General features: G+C 69.6%; 15 protein-coding genes. 2 read left to right on the forward strand and 13 right to left on the reverse strand.

Annotated elements, in window-relative coordinates; translation table 11 throughout:
• Window positions 1-5 precede the first annotated feature (5 nt).
• On the forward strand, window positions 6-1229 hold the full coding sequence (locus CRM90_RS02365; protein ID WP_102805426.1) for a serine hydrolase domain-containing protein: 1224 nt from the start codon (window positions 6-8) through the stop codon (window positions 1227-1229).
• Window positions 1230-1327: 98 nt separating this feature from the next.
• Window positions 1328-3142, forward strand: coding sequence for a pyruvate kinase (locus CRM90_RS02370; RefSeq protein WP_102805427.1), 1815 nt, complete (start codon window positions 1328-1330; stop codon window positions 3140-3142).
• A gap of 1 nt (window position 3143) precedes the next feature.
• Here CRM90_RS02370 and CRM90_RS02375 read toward each other — a convergent pair whose 3' ends face one another.
• From CRM90_RS02375 to murD, 13 genes are all read right to left on the reverse strand, one after another.
• The gene (locus CRM90_RS02375) at window positions 3144-4496 is read right to left on the reverse strand and encodes a TIGR01777 family oxidoreductase (protein ID WP_102805428.1); all 1353 of its coding nucleotides are present in this window, start codon (window positions 4494-4496) and stop codon (window positions 3144-3146) included.
• 62 nt (window positions 4497-4558) lie between these two features.
• Window positions 4559-5014, reverse strand: a complete 456-nt coding sequence (locus CRM90_RS02380; protein ID WP_102805429.1) for a phage holin family protein — start codon at window positions 5012-5014, stop codon at window positions 4559-4561.
• Between the two features lie 26 nt (window positions 5015-5040).
• On the reverse strand, window positions 5041-5865 hold the full coding sequence (wag31, locus tag CRM90_RS02385) for a DivIVA-like cell division protein Wag31 (RefSeq protein WP_102805739.1): 825 nt from the start codon (window positions 5863-5865) through the stop codon (window positions 5041-5043).
• A gap of 205 nt (window positions 5866-6070) precedes the next feature.
• The gene (locus tag CRM90_RS02390; RefSeq protein ID WP_102805430.1) at window positions 6071-6361 is read right to left on the reverse strand and encodes a YggT family protein; all 291 of its coding nucleotides are present in this window, start codon (window positions 6359-6361) and stop codon (window positions 6071-6073) included.
• 124 nt (window positions 6362-6485) lie between these two features.
• Window positions 6486-7169 carry a cell division protein SepF gene (locus CRM90_RS02395; RefSeq protein WP_102805431.1) on the reverse strand — a complete coding sequence of 228 codons (684 nt, stop codon included), beginning with the start codon at window positions 7167-7169 and terminating at the stop codon, window positions 6486-6488.
• Window positions 7170-7233: 64 nt separating this feature from the next.
• On the reverse strand, window positions 7234-7980 hold the full coding sequence (locus CRM90_RS02400; protein ID WP_102805432.1) for a YggS family pyridoxal phosphate-dependent enzyme: 747 nt from the start codon (window positions 7978-7980) through the stop codon (window positions 7234-7236).
• The gene (gene pgeF / locus CRM90_RS02405; protein ID WP_102805433.1) at window positions 7977-8681 is read right to left on the reverse strand and encodes a peptidoglycan editing factor PgeF; all 705 of its coding nucleotides are present in this window, start codon (window positions 8679-8681) and stop codon (window positions 7977-7979) included. Before pgeF ends, CRM90_RS02400 begins: the two co-directional genes overlap by 4 nt.
• A gap of 30 nt (window positions 8682-8711) precedes the next feature.
• Entirely contained in the window at window positions 8712-9878 is a 1167-nt protein-coding gene (gene ftsZ / locus CRM90_RS02410) for a cell division protein FtsZ (protein WP_036344681.1), read from the reverse strand.
• A gap of 187 nt (window positions 9879-10065) precedes the next feature.
• Window positions 10066-10986, reverse strand: a complete 921-nt coding sequence (locus tag CRM90_RS02415; RefSeq protein WP_102805434.1) for a cell division protein FtsQ/DivIB — start codon at window positions 10984-10986, stop codon at window positions 10066-10068.
• Window positions 10983-12446: a UDP-N-acetylmuramate--L-alanine ligase gene (gene murC / locus CRM90_RS02420; RefSeq protein ID WP_102805435.1), complete on the reverse strand. Its 1464-nt coding sequence runs from the start codon at window positions 12444-12446 to the stop codon at window positions 10983-10985. Before murC ends, CRM90_RS02415 begins: the two co-directional genes overlap by 4 nt.
• Window positions 12443-13573 (reverse strand): undecaprenyldiphospho-muramoylpentapeptide beta-N-acetylglucosaminyltransferase, encoded by a 1131-nt coding sequence (gene murG, locus CRM90_RS02425; protein ID WP_199189765.1) that lies wholly within the window; start codon window positions 13571-13573, stop codon window positions 12443-12445. The genes murC and murG overlap by 4 nt, the downstream gene beginning before the upstream one ends.
• Window positions 13549-15021, reverse strand: a complete 1473-nt coding sequence (gene ftsW / locus CRM90_RS02430) for a putative lipid II flippase FtsW (RefSeq protein WP_502693224.1) — start codon at window positions 15019-15021, stop codon at window positions 13549-13551. Before ftsW ends, murG begins: the two co-directional genes overlap by 25 nt.
• A gap of 197 nt (window positions 15022-15218) precedes the next feature.
• The gene (murD, locus tag CRM90_RS02435) at window positions 15219-16679 is read right to left on the reverse strand and encodes a UDP-N-acetylmuramoyl-L-alanine--D-glutamate ligase (protein ID WP_102805436.1); all 1461 of its coding nucleotides are present in this window, start codon (window positions 16677-16679) and stop codon (window positions 15219-15221) included.
• Between the last annotated feature and the right edge of the window lies 1 nt (window position 16680).

Consider the following 16680-nt stretch of genomic DNA (forward strand, 5'->3'; position numbering starts at 1 on the left):
CTGCCATGACGGCAGTCCGGTCCACCCTCGCGGCCGCGTTGGCAGCATTGCTGGTGCCGACCGCCTGCGGGTCGCCGGCCACCCCGAGTGCGCCACACCCGTCGCCTCACGCCGCGGCAATCACAACAATCGTGCGCGACACGATGGCGCAGGCGCATCTGAGGGCGGCGTTGGTGCGGGTCACCGTGGACGGCAAGGAGGTGCTGACCCGGGCAGACGGTGAATCGATGACCGGTGTGCCCGCCACGACCGCAATGCACTTCCGCAACGGTGCTGTGGCGATCTCGTATGTGGCAACCCTGCTGCTGCGGCTCGTTGACGAAAAGAAGGTCGCCCTCTCCGACAAGCTCTCCCGATGGCTGCCAGAAGTACCCCACTCCGATCAGGTGACCCTGGGTCAACTCGCCCAGATGACCTCCGGCTACGTCGACTACGTCATCGGCAACGGGCCGATGAACGCCGAGCTGTACCGCAACCCGTTCCGGCAGTGGACGACCCATGAGCTGCTGAGCTACGCCGTAGACAAGCCGTTGCTCTACGAACCGGGCACGAACTGGAACTATGCCCATACCAACTATGTGCTGCTCGGACTCGCTCTGGAAAAAGCGACCGGCCAGGCCATGCCGACGCTGTTGAGCCAGAAGGTGCTCGGCCCTCTCGGGCTGAAGAATACGTCGAATTCGTTCACACCGAACATCCCCGATCCGGTGCTTCATGCGTTCTCCTCGGAGCGACGCGCTGCCCTTGGCATCCCGGCCGGCACGCCGTTCTACGAGGAATCCACGTTCTGGAATCCGTCCTGGACGATCACCCATGGCGCAATCCAGACCACCGATATCTACGACTTGGCCGCCACCGCCGAGGGCATCGGTTCGGGACGCCTGCTCTCGCATGAGTCGTACCAACGAATGATCTCGCCACAGCTGCGCGGGAAGACCACTGCGTTATCGGGCTGCGCCACGTGCGCGGTCCAAAATGACGTGTACACCTACGGGCTGGGAATCGTCGTCTCCGGGAGCTGGTTGTTGCAGAACCCGCTGTTCTCGGGTTACGCCGCTGCGGAGGGCTACCTGCCGAGCCGGAACATAGCGATCGCCGTGGCGGTGACCTACGACCAGGATGCGTTCGATGCGTCGGGCGACTACACCAACGCCGCCGACACGCTGTTCCGCAAGATCGGTGCGGAAATGGCTCCCGACGACGCCCCACCCCTGCCGCCTGCGAAATAGGTCCGCGCCGGCGATTACATGGTCAGCCCGGTGTGGGCCGACTGCCAACAGGCAACCGTTCACCCAACCGCAACCTGGAGTGACTAGCGTCCCAGACCATGTCCGCAGACGCGCAGCAGCTGGCCAGGTTGCAGAGTGACGTCGACGCGCTGCTCGCTCAGCTGGCCGATGCCGAGCTGCGATGGCAACCGTGGACCGACCCGGTTGCCGACGAGAACCGGTGCAGTGCAACAAACCTGGTGCACTACTGGGCGATGCGGCAGGTCGACCTCCGTGATATCCAGCAGCAGCTGACCGCCGTGGGGCTCTCCTCGCTCGGCCGCAGCGAAGCACACGTCCAGGCGACGCTGCGCCTGGTGTCGGCCGCGCTCGCCGCGATGCGCGGACAGGGCTGGACACCGAACGACCAGGTCTGCGTGGAGGTCGCCGAGGGCAGCCGCCTGCTCGAGCGCAACGCCACCGAGCTGCTGGGGCCCGCGGCCGAGGACCGCGCGGCCCGGATCATGGTCACCCTGCCCTCGGAGGCGGCCACCGACCCCACCCTGTCCCGCACACTGATCGACTCCGGTATGCGGATCGCCCGGATCAACTGCGCCCACGACGACGCCGCCGCATGGAGAGCGATGGCGGCCAACGTCCGCGCCGCCGCCGAGGCGGCCGGCCGGACCTGCCTGGTGGCGATGGACCTGGGCGGGCCCAAACTGCGCACCGGCCCGCTGCAGCCGGGACCCCGGGTTTTGCGCCTTCGGCCGACCCGCAACGACCAGGGTCAAGTGGTCGCCGCCGGGCGCGGCTGGCTGACCTCGGCGCGACGGCCGGCCCGCCCGCCGGAGCCGGATCTGGCCACCCTGCCGGTCAAAGCGGACTGGCTGGCCAACCGCGCCGAGGGCGATGAGCTGGTGCTGCGCGACACGCGCGGATCGAAGCGACGGCTGCTGCTGGCCGCCGCGGCGCCCGGCGGCTTCATCGTCACCACGGAGAAGACCACATATGTGGGCACCGGGACGGTACTCAAGGCCGGAAGGAAAGACTCCACCAAGGTCGGTGAGTTACCCGCCGTCGAGCAGAGCCTGCGGCTGGCCGCGGGCGACGTCGTCCGGGTGACCCGCGACTGCACACCCGCACCGGTCGACGAGGGGCGCCCACCGCAGATCGGGTGCACGCTGCCCGAGGTGTTCGACACCGCCGAGGTGGGTGAACGCGTGTTCTTCGACGACGGGAAGCTCGGCGGCGTGGTGGTCGCGGTGACCGCCGACGCCCTCGACGTGCGCATCGAGCGCCCCGCACACGGGACGGCGAAGTTGCGGGCCGGCAAGGGAATCAACGTTCCCGACACCGACCTTCCGATCTCGGCACTGACCGACAAGGACATCGCGGACCTGGCGACGGTGGTCGAGCTGGCCGACTTCGTCGAGCTGTCGTTCGTCCGCGAACCCGCCGACGTCATCCGCCTCTTCGACGAACTGGACCGTCTGGGTGACCGTGACCTCGGAGTGGTGCTCAAGATCGAAACCCGGCTGGCGTTCGAGCATCTGCCGCGGCTGCTGCTCACCGCGATGCGCCGACGCCGGGTCGGGGTGATGATCGCCCGCGGCGATCTGGCCGTCGAGGTGGGCTACGAACGGATGGCGGAGCTGCAGGAGGAGACGCTGTGTCTCTGTGAAGCCGCGCACCTGCCGGTGATCTGGGCGACCCAGGTGCTCGAGCAGCTCGCCACCACCGGCCTTCCGTCCCGGGCCGAAATCACCGATGCGGCAATGGCGGAACGCGCCGAGTGCGTGATGCTCAACAAGGGTCCCTACATCACCGACGCGGTCGTCACCCTCGACGATGTGCTGGGGCGGATGGCCGGCCACGAGCACAAGAAGAGTTCGTTGCTGCGCAGTCTGCACTCGTGGCGGGCCACCGACTGAGCTATCCGGGGTCGTGTCCGAGTTCGTGGGCCAGCGCGCCCTCGACCTCCGGCTGCCGGAACCGGTGGCCCAGCTCCGCCAGCTTGGCCGGCAGCACCCGCTGATTCGCCTCGGCCAGTTCCTGGGCGCCCTGCTTACCCAGCAGCAGCCGTGGGCCGAGCGACGGCACCGGCAAGACCGCCGGGCGATGCAGCGTCGCCGCGAGTGCCCTCGTATATGCCTTGTTGCGCAACGGATTCGGCGCGACCGCGTTGACCGGACCCACCATCGCCTCGTCGTAGACGGCGCGATAGTAGATGTCCAGCAGATCGTCCAGGCCGATCCACGACAGCCACTGCTCGCCGCTGCCCAACCGGCCGCCGAGGCCGGCGGCGAACAGCGGGCGCATCAACCGCAGCGTGCCGCCCCGGGCAGCCTGCACGATGCCGGTGCGCACGCAGACCGTCCGAACCCCCGCGGTCGCGGCGGGCTCAGTGGCGGCCTCCCAGTCGGCGACCACGTCGGCCAGGAAACCGTCACCGCGCGCACTGTCCTCGGACAGCTCGGCGTCGCCGCGGTCATACCCGTAGATCCCGATCGCCGAAGCACTGACGAAGGCGCTCACCCTCGCGCCGGCGGCCAACTCGGCCAGCCTGCGGGTCGGCTCGATGCGGGAGTCGCGGATCGCGCGGCGATGCTCCTCGGTGAAGCGCCCGGCGATCGACTCGCCTGCCAAATGTATGACGGCGTCCACCCCCGCGAGCAGATCTGGCGCGGGATCACTTGGCTCCCAACGCCTTTCGTCGGGTCGGACCGGGTCACGGCGGACCAGCCGGATCACCCGGTGCCCGCCGGTGGACAACAGGGCGGTGAGCGCGGTGCCGACCAGACCGGTGGACCCGGTGACGGCGACGGACAACTGGCCGGCGCCGGCCTGCCGGGCATCCCGGTGGGCGGCGAGGTCATCTGCCAGCTGCCGGTGCCGGTAGACGAACGTCGAGCGCAGCGCGGCACCGGGCACCGTGGTGTCCACCTCGTCGCGCATCTCGGTACGGCCCGCACCGGCGTCGGCGAACGTGTGCGTGTGCCGCCACCATCCGATGATCCGCGGCGGCAGTGTCATCAGCCCGTCCGAGGACAGCACGTCGACGAACTGATGTGGCGGGTCGTAGCCGGAGGGGTCGTGCCGGGCCACCCAGCGCAGACCGCCGGGCAGACCCAGGACCGCCCGGCCGTCGGCCAGCGATTCGGTTTCGGCGATGACCTGCATCGGCTGCCAGGGCGGAACCAGCCGCCGCATCGCGCCGGGCCGGGTGTGCCAGGCGAAGACCTCGTCAACAGGGTGGTCGACGATGCTCGAGTAGTGGATGCCCATGGCTCCCTTTTACCCGTGTGGACACCCGATTGACCGGGCGCCCCGCAGGGGTCACGAAAAGGTCAGCGTGACCCGGACTCGCCGGACTTCTGCTCGTCGGGCTCGTCCGCGACCGGTTCGGTCTCGCCCTCGGATGCGGCTTCATCGGCGGCTTCGTCTGGCTCGTCGGGGGCGTCCTCGACAGTTTCCGGCTCCGTCGCCGCCGGCGTCTCGTCGTCGGGGTAGTCGGCGTCGAACGTCGAATAGGTCGTGTCGACCGTCTCGTCCGTTTCCGAGTAGGCGGTGGTCTCGGCGGTCGCCGAGGACTCCACCGACTCGTCGGAGGTCGTCACGGTCGCCGGCTCCACCTCATCGATGCGACGCTGCTGGCGCTCCCGGATCGCGTCGACGATCAGCAGGATCACTCCGACGACGCTGGCCGCGATACACACCCATGCGACCAGCTCATTGCTGGTGACAACCGCGGTGACCAGGGCCGCGAGGCCGATCACCGCCAGCACCAGCGCAACGATCAGCATCGATCAACCTCCAGCGCGCGCAGCGCTCAGTTGTTGCCCCGGTTGAACTGGTTGAACCCACCGCCGTCGCTGGCAGCACCGGAATCCACCGGTGCGGCCGAGCCACGCTGTCCGAGCTCCTCGAGCTGGGACTCCAGATAGGTCTTGAGCCGGGTGCGGTATTCGCGCTCGAACGTCCGCAGCTGCTCCAGCCGTCCCTCGAGGACAGTCCGCTGCTGGTTGATCGTGCCCATGATCTCGGTGTGCTTGCGCTCGGCGTCGGCCTGCAAGGCGTCGGCCTTCTCCTGCGCCTGCCGCAGCTGGGTCTCCGACCGGTTCTGCGCATCGCTGAGCAGTGCTTCGGCGCGCTGCTTGGCGTCGGCGACCGTGGTCTCCGCGGTGTGGCGGGCCTCCGACAGGATCTGGTCGGCATTGCTGCGCGCATCGGCGAGCAGCTTGTCGGCCTCGGCCTTGGCCGTGCCGGTGAGCCGGTCGGCGGTGTCCTGGGCCAGTGCCAGCACCCGAGCGGCCTTGATGGCCTGCTCCTCGCTGGCGGCCGGGCTCGGCGCCGGCGCAGGGGCGGGAGCCGCCTGCGGCGCGGGGGCCGGGGCGGGCTCGGGCTCCGGCTCGGGCTGATACATCGGGATGGCCTGCGTCGGCTGCGGAACCGCTCCGCCGGAGCGGGTGGCGGACAACTCCTGGTCGAGCTCGGCGACCCGCTGGCGCAGATCCGAGTTCTCCTCGATGAGCCTGGTCAGCTCGTTCTCTACCAGGTCGAGGAAGGCGTCGACCTCGTCCTCGTTGTAGCCTCGCTTGCCGATGGGCGGCTTGCTGAACGCCACATTGTGCACGTCGGCCGGTGTAAGTGGCATCATCTGCCCCCTCGGGTCTGAACGGTTGAACGGGTGCAAAGTCTAGAACGTGTCGAACGTTCGTCGGTCCGTACTGTAACTGGCGTCCATCCTGTCACACCAGAACCGCCGGTTGCCTAATTAAGAGCTAATTTCAATTTTCTGCATACCGCTTCCACGGCGTGGCTAATCGCATTTCGCGGCCCGATGGGGTAGCTTGCCGCCCTCAGGCGGCTGCCCCGAATGCCAGCTGCATTCCGATGAACGCGAGCAGCAGCAGCACCATGATGGACAGGTCGAACCGGACCGCGCCGATGGTCAGCTGCGGGATAAGCCGACGTAATAGCTTCACCGGTGGGTCGGTGACCGTCATGATCACTTCGAGGATCACCACGGTGAGCCCTCGCGGATGCCAATCCCGGCTGAACGACCGGATGAACTCGACGACGACCCGGGCGATCAACAGCAGCCAGAACACGAACAGCGCGAAGCCAAGGATTTCGAAGAACAGCGACAACTAGAGCCGGTCCTTAATCAACAGCGGATGTGACATTGCCGACATCGCTGGTTTGAGGCCAGCGCGACGCAGTCAGCCTACCTAAGACCTACGGTGCTCCGAGACGTCGGACCACCGCCGTCGATCACTGGTAGCTGTAGAAACCCGCCTCGGCGATCCGCCGGCGCTCCTCGGCGCTGACGTCGACGTCGGCCGGCGACAGCAGGAACACCTTGGTTGCCACCTTGTCGAACGACCCGCGCAGGGCGAAGGCCAGACCGGCGGCGAAGTCGACCAGCCGCTTGGCGTCGGCGTTGTCCATCGAGACCAGGTCCATGATCACCGGCTGGCCGTCGCGGAAACGCTCGCCGATGGTGCGGGCCTCGCTGTAGTCCTTGGGGCGCAGGGTGGTGATCTTCGACAGCGGGCTGCCGGCTTCGAACAGTTCGGCCATCCGGCGCGGGTCCATCGCCAGTGCGCCGCGGGTCGAACCGCGCAGCGAGCCGAACCGCGACGAGCGCGGCATGTCGTGGGGGTGGGGCTCGAACTCGCGCGGACGGAAGCGCGGCTCGTCGCCGTACTGGGCGCGGAAGCCACCGGTCGGCGCGTAGTCGGCCTCGCGCGGGTCCCGGAGATCGTCATACTCGCGACCCATCCGCGGGTCGCGGTCGTCGAAGCGGCCGGGGCGCTCGTACTCGTCGTCCGCGAAGCGCTCACGGCGGGCGTAACCGCGGTGAGCGCCGCGGTCGTCGTCGTCGTAGTACTCGTCGTCATAGTCGTCCATCGGGGCCATACCGAAGTAAGCCTTGACCTTGTGGAGAGTGCTCATCGCTGGACCCTTCTGAAAGCGTGAAGTGCGGTGTCTGTGATGAAGATGTGACTGGAGTGACTACTCAGGGAGACGTTAGAGGACGTTGTCCCATAAGCGCGGTTCCGACACGCACACACGTAGATCCGTGTCGCACCGCCGCCTCCAGGTCGCCCGACATCCCCGCCGACAACGCTGTCGCACCAGGGTGATTGCGCAATATCCGGCGGTGTTCGTCGGCCAGCGCCGCGAATGCCGCGTCGGGATCGGCACCCAGCGGCGGGACGGCCATCAGCCCGGCCAGCCGCAGCGCGCCCGCCTCGGCGACCAGGGCGCACAGCTCGTCGACGGCGCCCGGATCGCCGATGTCCACACCGCCGCGTGAGGTGTCACCGTCGAGGCTGATCTGGACGAACACGTTGATCGGTGCACTCCGCACGCCCTGCTCGATAGCCAGCGCGGCACCGCGGTCCAGCGCCGCGGCCACCTTGCCCGTACTCAGCGAGTGGACCGTATCCGCCCACGCCGCAATCGCTTTGGCCTTGTTGCGTTGGATCTGACCGACCATGTGCCAGCGCAGGTCACCGGCACCGGTGAGATCGGCCACCTCGGCGATCTTCGCCGAGGCCTCCTGTTCGCGGGATTCACCGAACACCCGGCAACCCAGCCGCCACAGGATGGCGACGTCGGTCGCCGGGAAGAACTTGGTGATCGGCAGCAGGTCGATCTCGGCGACGTCGCGGCCGGCGTCGCGCGCGGCCGCCGCGAGCCGGTCGGTCAGTGCGGCCAGGGCGGTGGCCAGTTCGGCCTCCCGGTCGGTGGGGCTCGTCATTCCATCCACACCAAACACGCCAGGCGACCGGTCGGGGCGTCGCGGCGGTGGCTGAACAATCTGGTGTCGGCCACCGTGCAGCGCGGGTCCGCGTCGATGGCCTTCACCCCGGCGTTCCGCAATTGCCGGGCGATTCCGGCCCGCAGATCCAGTCCCGGGGTGCCTTTCGCGGTCCGGGTCCGGCTGCCCGGCAGCCGCGCTTCGACATCGGCGGCCATCTGTTCGGGCACCTCATAGTTGGCGCCGCTGACGGCCGGGCCGAGCAGCACCGAGATGTCGTGCGCGTGCGCACCGTTGGCCAGCATGGTGTCCAGGGTTCGCAGCACCACACCGTCGGCGGCGCCGACCCGCCCGGCGTGGACGGCGGCGACCACCCCGGCGCGGGCGTCGGACATCAGCACGGGCACGCAGTCCGCGGTCACCACGGCCAGGGCGAGCCCGGGCGTCGTCGTCACCAGCGCGTCGGTGTCGTCGACGGCGTCGGCACGCGGACCGTCGACCACGGCGACGTGATCACTGTGGGTCTGGTTCATCCACACGATGTGGTCCTCGGGCAGCCCGATCGCGGCGGCCAGCCGTGTCCGGTTGGCCGCAACCGCTTTCGGGTCGTCGCCGACGTGGTCACCGAGATTGAAGGTGTCGAACGGTCGGACCGAGACACCACCGGCACGGGTGGTGGTCACGCGACGGATGACTGTCACAAACCCAGTATTGCGGCAGTGCGGAAAGCGTCAGTGCCGCATGAACGGCGGCACGTCGACGTCGTCGTCGGAGATTCCGCCGTCGTCGCCGCCACCGATGCTCACCGTCGCACCGTTGGTGTGCACCGGCACGCTCGCGGCGTCGATCGGGTCGAACAGCGACGAGCTGAGCTTGCCTGCCGCACCGGGCGCGATGGGCTGCGCTCCGGTGGCGGCCCCGGCCGCCCCGACGACCGGCTTGCGGCTCGGGCCGGCGGAGTCGAACCCGGCGGCGATGACCGTGACCCGGACCTCGTCGCCGAGCGAGTCGTCGATCACGGTGCCGAAGATGATGTTGGCATCCTGGTGCGCGGCGTCCTGCACCAGTGAGGCGGCCTCGTTGATCTCGAAGAGGCCGAGGTCGCTGCCGCCGGCCACCGACAGCAGCACGCCCTGCGCACCTTCCATCGAGGCTTCCAGCAGCGGCGAGTTGATCGCGATCTCGGCGGCCTTGAGCGCGCGGCCGTCACCGCGGGCCGAGCCGATACCCATCAGGGCGGTGCCCGCACCGCTCATGACGCCCTTGACGTCGGCGAAGTCGACGTTGATCAGACCCGGGGTGGTGATCAGGTCGGTGATGCCCTGCACGCCGTTGAGGAGCACTTCGTCGGCGCTGCGGAAGGCATCCATCAGCGAGACCTGGGCGTCGCCCATCTGCAGCAGCCGGTCGTTGGGGATGACGATCAGGGTGTCGCAGCTCTCGCGCAGCGCCTGGATGCCGTTCTCGGCCTGGTTGGAGCGGCGCTTGCCCTCGAAGGAGAACGGCCGCGTCACCACACCGACGGTCAGCGCGCCGAGCTTGCGGGCGATGTTGGCCACCACGGGTGCGCCACCGGTGCCGGTGCCACCCCCCTCGCCGGCGGTGACGAAGACCATGTCGGCGCCGCGCAGCAGCTCCTCGATCTCGTCCTTGGCGTCCTCGGCGGCCTTGCGGCCGACCTCGGGGTCGGCGCCGGCGCCGAGACCGCGGGTGGAGTCGCGGCCGACGTCGAGCTTGACGTCGGCGTCGCTCATCAACAGCGCCTGGGCGTCGGTGTTGATCGCGATGAACTCCACGCCCTTGAGTCCCTGCTCGATCATGCGGTTGACGGCGTTGACGCCGCCGCCGCCAATGCCAACGACCTTGATGACGGCGAGGTAGTTATGCGGGGGGGTCATCGTCTGTCTTCCTCCCAGGTGGGGATCGGGTCTTCGGCCCTTCCGGCAAACCCTCAACCTCAACCAGAGGCTTAGAGTTATGTCAAGTAGTGCCGTGCAACCAGAACGGTATGGCCGGTGGTGCCCGGATGTGGGAGGCGCGCCGGGGTGTCGCCGGCGAATTTCCTCACCGGCCTGCGCCGACCGGCTACTTGACCGTCGGCAGATCCGGGCTCGACACGTCGTACACCTTGCCCGGCTGGGTCAGCAGCGCGGCCAGCTTCTCCGCCTTCTCCTCGGTGCGGTCCGTCGTCCCCCACACCACCGTGCGCCCGTCGGTCAGCGTCAGCGTCACCGACGCCACCGACGGCGCGGCGACCCGGCTGACCTGACCCACCACCTCCGGGCGCAGCGCCGTCATCACCTCCAGCGCGGCCCGCGTCGGCGGATCGCTCGGGCCGGGCTTGTCGACGTCGATGTAGGGCAGGCCGGGCGGCGGCGGCGCCGTCGCGAAATCCACGCCGTCCTTGTCGAACAGGTGCGGACCGTCGGGATAGTCCTTCACCACGATCGGGATTCGCTCGACGATCGTGATGCGCAACGTCGACGGATACTCGCGCTGGACCCGTGCGCTGGCCACCCGCCGGATGCCGGCCACCCGATCGGCCACCTGGTCGGTGTTGATCTGCAGCAGCGGCGTTCCCAGCTGGACCTTCGCCGCGTCGACGACCTCCTCGCGGGTCACCGCACCGATCCCGGTGATCACCAGCGAGCGGGCCGACATGACCGGAGTGAAATAGAGGATCAATCCCAGCCCGACACTGATGATCGCCAGAACGATCAGCCAGATGAACAGCCGCAGACCGCGAACGGTCCCCTTGCCCACAGCTTTCGGCACTTCGGTGGCCTCGCCGCGAACCCGGCGCTTGGCCTCCCGGCGAGCCTCTTCGATCGCGGTGGCCCGGATCTGCGCGGCGCGGCGCTCGGCACGCTCGCGACGTTCCCGCATGCGGGGGCCTTCTTTTGCGTCGCCGAGATCGACGTTTTGCTCGTCTTCACTCGCACTTTCGCTGCCATCTGTCGGTTTGGGCAGAATGGGGGCGTCTTCGCCCGCCTCGGGATCGCTCATCGATTCCCCTTGTCCTGCAACGCCGTCAGGATCTCCTGCCCCAGCATCGTGACGTCACCGGCGCCCATCGTGACCACGACGTCACCCGGGCGCGCCGACGCGGCGACCTGCGCGGCCACCGCCGAGAAGTCGGCGACATAATGCACCGGCACGCTGACGTGCTGGGCCACCGTCGCGCCGCTGATCCCGGCGATCGGCTGCTCACGCGCCGCGTAGACGTCGAGGACGAACACCTCGTCGGCGGTATCGAGCGCGCTGCCGAAGTCACGCGCGAAAGTCTTTGTGCGCGAATACAAATGCGGTTGGAACACCACGATGCTGCGCGCGCCGACGATCGTGGGATGCCCGGTCCGGTCCTGCTGGGCGACCGCCCGCAGCGCGGTCAGCGCGGCCCTGACCTCGGTCGGATGATGGGCATAGTCGTCGAAGACCCGCACCCCGTCGGCCGTGCCGACCAACTCGAAGCGCCGCCGCACCCCCTCGAACCCGGCCAACCCGTCGAGCACCTCGTCGATCGGCGCACCGGCCTCGACCGCGGCCAACAGCGCGCCCAGGGCATTGAGTGCCATGTGCCGGCCCGGCACCGCCAGCCGCAACACCCGCTGATGAGCCTCGCCGGCCAATTGGATGTGGGCGACCGCACCGGTGCCGTGCTGCTCCCAGCCGATCAGCGCACCGGCCAGTCCGTCTGCCGGGCCTTCCCCGTAGCGCAAGACCCGAACCCCAAGGGCCGCACTGCGTTCGGCCAGTGCGGCCGAACCGGGATCGTCCGCGCACGCCACCAGGGCGCCGCCGGGCGCCAGGCGTTCGACGAACGCGTCGAACACCGCGGTGTAGGCGTCTGCGCTACCGAAGAAGTCGAGGTGGTCGGCCTCGATGTTGGTCACCACCGCCACATCCGGGGTGTACTCGAGCAGCGAGCCGTCGCTTTCGTCGGCCTCGGCGACGAAACAGTCGCCACTTCCGTTGTGCGCGTTGGTCCCCGCCTCGCCGAGATCACCGCCGACGGCGAACGACGGATCCAGCCCGGCATGCTGCAGCGCGACGATCAGCATCGAGGTCGTCGTGGTCTTGCCGTGGGTGCCGGTCACCATCAGCGTGCGGAAACCGGCCATCAGTTTGGCCAGGACCACCGGGCGCAGAATCACCGGGATCGCCCGCTTGCGTGCCTCCACCAGTTCGGGATTGGTCTTCGGGATCGCCGCGTGGGTGGTGATCACCGCGGTCGGGCCGCCCGGCAGCAGGTCGAGGTTGGCCGCATCGTGACCGATGCTGATCAGCGCTCCGCGCGCCCGCAACGCCACCACACCGCGGGAGTCCTTGGCGTCGGAACCCGACACCAGGCCCCCGCGGTCCAGCAGGATCCGGGCGATACCCGACATCCCCGCGCCGCCGATGCCCACCATGTGCACGCGCTGCAGTTCCGGTGGCAGCGCCCGGGGACCCGTCGGCGCGGTCATCGGCGGACCTTTCCGGCGTGCGCGACGTCGAGGGCCACCGCGGCGACCCGCTGCGCGGCGTCCCGGTGGCCGACCCGCGCGGCGGCCGCCGTCATCGCCTGCAGTCGCGGCGGGTCGGTCAGCAGGCCGACCACCTCGCGGGCGATGAACTCGGGGGTGAGCTGGGCGTCCTCGACCAGCAGCCCGCCGCCGGGGTTGACCACCGGCAGCGCGTTGAGGCGCTGCTCGCCGTTGCCGATCGGTAGCGGTACGTAGACCGCGGGCAATCCGACCGCCGACACCTCGGCCACCGTCATCGCGCCGGAGCGGCAGATCGCCAGGTCGGCGGCGGCGTAGGCCAGGTCCATCCGGTCCAGGTAGGGCACCGCGACGTACGGCGGGTCGGCCGGCTGGGTGCTGCGCAGGTCGAGGGTGTTCTTCGGGCCGTGGGCGTGCAGGACCGCGATGCCCGCCGCGGCCAGATCGGCGGCCGCAGCGGCCACCGCACGGTTGATCGACGCCGCGCCCTGCGAACCGCCGAACACCAGCAGCACGGTGGCGTCGTCGGCGAATCCGAAATACTCGCGGGCCTGCGCGCGCAACCCGACCCGATCCAGCGAGGTGATCGACGCCCGCACGGGCATGCCCACCACCTCGGCGTGCCGCAGCCCCGAATCGGGTACGGCGGCCAGCACTCTGCGGGCGCCGCGGGCGCCGAGTTTGTTGGCGATCCCGGCGCGCGCGTTGGCTTCGTGCACGACGACGGGAATGCGACGGCGCCGCGCCGCCAGGTAGGCGGGAACGGCGACATACCCACCGAACCCGATCACCACGTCGGCGGCGACGTCGTCGAGCACGGCACGGGTTTCCCGCACCGCGCGGCGGACCCGCAGCGGCAGGCTCATCAGGTCGCCGTTGAACGTGCGCGGCAGCGGCACAGCGGTGATGAGTTCCAGGTCGTAGCCGCGGTCGGGCACCAGCCGGGTCTCCAGACCGCGCGGGGTGCCCAATGCGGTGATCCGGATATCCGCGTCCAGCGCTCTGAGCGCGTCAGCCACCGCCATGGCCGGTTCGACATGCCCGGCGGTGCCTCCACCGGCAAGCACAACCGACACCGAGTCACTCACCCGTAACGCTGACCTTCCAATGTGCGGGACCGCCGTGCGCGACTGCTTCCCTCTTTCGGCTGCTGCGCGCTGTTACGCGGAGCGTCACCATGATGCCCTGAGCGTCGGGTGGGTCGCTGAGCCGTCCTGGTTTTGGCAGGTAGAGCGGCACGGTCGCGGGTGGACTGGGTTGCGCGGGCCGGTTTCTTGGCCGGTTTCTTCTCCGGCCTGGCCGGGCGGGCCGGCCGCGCGGGTTTGGCGGCTTTGGTGGCCTTGGCGGCGTTCGGCCTGCTGCGCAGCCGGTCGCGCACCGCCTCCACCCGGGAGGGCGCATAGGGCTCGGGCAGCGGGAGTCGCAGGATGCGGTTCATCCGGTCTTCGCGGCCCGCGCGCAGCGCCGCGACCGCCTCCGGTTCGTGACGGGCCGCGTTGGCCATCAGGCCGATCATGAACAGCGTTGTCGCCGTTGATGTTCCACCGGCGGAGATGAGGGGCAGCTGGATTCCGGTGACGGGCAGCAGGCCGATGACGTAGCCGACGTTGATGAACACCTGGCCGACCACCCACATGGTGGCCGAGGCGGTGAGCAGCCGCAGGAACGGGTCAGCCGAGCGGCGGGCAATCCGCATGCCGGTGTACGCGAACAGCCCGAACAGGGCCAGCAGCCCGAAGGCGCCGACGAAGCCGAGTTCCTCACCGATGATCGCGAAGATGAAGTCGTTGTGGGCGTTGGGCAGGTAGTTCCACTTCGCGGTGCCCTGCCCCAGCCCGTCGCCGAAGACACCGCCGTTGGCCAGCGCGAACTTGGCCTGCCGGGCCTGGTATCCCGAGCCCTGCGCGTCGGCGCCGGGATCCAGCCACGACCGCACCCGGTCGGAGCGGTAGCCCTCGGAGACCGCCAGTACGGCGGCGGCCGCGACCGCGGCGCCGAGCGAGGTGACGAACACCTTCAGCGGCAGGCCGGCATACCAGAGCAGCGCCAGCAGGATGATGCCCAGCGACACGGTCTGCCCGAGGTCGGGCTGGGCGACGATGAGCACCAGCGCGACCACGGCGGCGGGGATCAGCGGGATCAGCAGTTCGCGCAGCGACGCGTGTTCCAGGCGCCGGGTCGCCAGCAGGTGCGCGCCCCAGATGGCGAACGCGATCTTGGTCAGCTCCGAGGGCTGCATCGACAGCCCGGCGACGACGAACCAGCCGCGGGAACCGTTGGATTCGTGACCGATACCCGGGATCAGAACCAGCACCAGCATCACGATCGTGATGGCGAACGACGCGAACGCGGTGCGGCGCAAGAAGTTCACCGGCAACCGCAGTGCGATCCAGCAGGCGAACAGACCCAGCACCGTCCACATCACCTGGCGGCCGAAGATCGCCCAGGGCGAGCCGTCCTCGTCGTAGGAGTGCACGCCCGACGCCGACAGCACCATCGTCAGGCCGAGCGTGACCAACAGCGCGGCCACCGAGATGATCAGGTGGAACGACGTCATCGGCCGGCCCAGCCAGGCGCCGAACCTGCGGTGCACCTCGAAGCGGTGGTTGGCAGGCGCCTCGGTGGCGGCGACCGGCGCGGTGGTGGCCTCGGTGTCCGGTGCGTCGACGGCGTCGGTGTCGGCCTCGACGGTGGAGTCGGTCGTGTCGGCCGAGCCGCGACGGCGCAGCCGGGACAGCATCGTGGGCACGGCCTTTACCGCGCCGTGGCGCGCACGGCGGCGGCGAACGCGTCGCCCCGGTCGGCGTAGCCGGCGAACTGGTCGAACGACGCGCCGGCGGGGGCCAGCAGCACCGTGTCGCCGGTGTGGGCCAGGCTCGCGGCGGCGGCGACGACCTCGGTCATCACCCGGGCGCCCAGGCCCGGAGCAGAGGCGTCGACCACTCGAGTCTCATGAGTAACACCTGACTCATTGGTCTCATGCACCACAGCATCCTCCCGCGTCACCACCTGGATGACGGGGACATCGGGCGCGTGTCGCGATAACGCCTCGGCAACCACCGCACGGTCATGGCCGATCAGCACCGCACCGGCCAGCCGGTCCGCCACCCGGGCGACCAGGTCGTCGACCGATGCGCCCTTGAGCATGCCGCCGGCCACCCACACGACCCGCGGATACGCGGTGATCGATGCCTGCGCGGCGTGCGGGTTGGTGGCCTTGGAGTCGTCGACGTACACCACCCCGTCGACGACGCCCACCTCCTCCGCACGGTGCCGCCCGACCCGGAACGTGCTCAGCGCGTCGGTGATCGAGGCGGGCGCGACGCCGACGGCGCGGGCCAGCGCCGCCGCGCCCAGCGCGTCGAGGACACCGACCGGACCCGCCACCGAGATCGCCTCGACCGGGGCCAGTTCGAGATCGTCGGCGAACGCGCGGTCGACGAGCATGCCGTCGCGCACGCCGAGTTCCCCGGTGTCCGGCTCCCCCAGCCGGAAACCGACCTTCACGGCTGCGGCCGCGCCCGGCAGCAGACCGCTCGCAACCGGGTCGTCGAGACCGACGACCGCGACCCGGCCGTCGAGCACCCGGGCCTTCGCGGCGGCGTAGGCCTCCATCGACCCGTGCCAGTCCAGGTGGTCTTCGGCGACGTTGAGCACCGCCCCGGCCGCCGGGCGCAGCGACGGCGCCCAGAACAGCTGGAAGCTCGACAGCTCCACCGCCAGGATGTCCGCCGGCTGATCCAACACGTCCAGTACCGGGTCGCCGATGTTGCCGCACAACACCGCGCGACGGCCGTCGGCGACCAGCATGGCGTGCAGCATCGACGTCGTGGTGGTCTTGCCGTTGGTGCCGGTGACCACCAGCCAGCGCCGCGGCGGACCGTAGTGGCCTGCGGCATCAAGGCGCCAGGCCAGCTCGACGTCACCCCAGATCGGCAGTCCGGCCCCGGCGGCCGCGGCCAGCACCGGTGCGGTCGGCGGAAAGCCCGGGCTGGTCACCACCAGGGCGAAGTCCCTGATGGACACGACCGCCTCGGCCGGGGTGATCGCATGGATTCCGTTGTCGGCCAACGCTTTCAACGATTCGGCGTTGTCGTCGCAGACCCAGATGTGCACGTCGAGCGACGCCAGTGCCGACACCACCGCACGCCCGGTCACCCGGGCGCCGGCCACCAGCACCTGCGCCCCTGGGGTCAGCGGCTCCAGCCCGGGCATG

Source organism: Mycobacterium sp. ENV421 (assembly GCF_002887815.1).
Lineage (GTDB): Bacteria > Actinomycetota > Actinomycetes > Mycobacteriales > Mycobacteriaceae > Mycobacterium.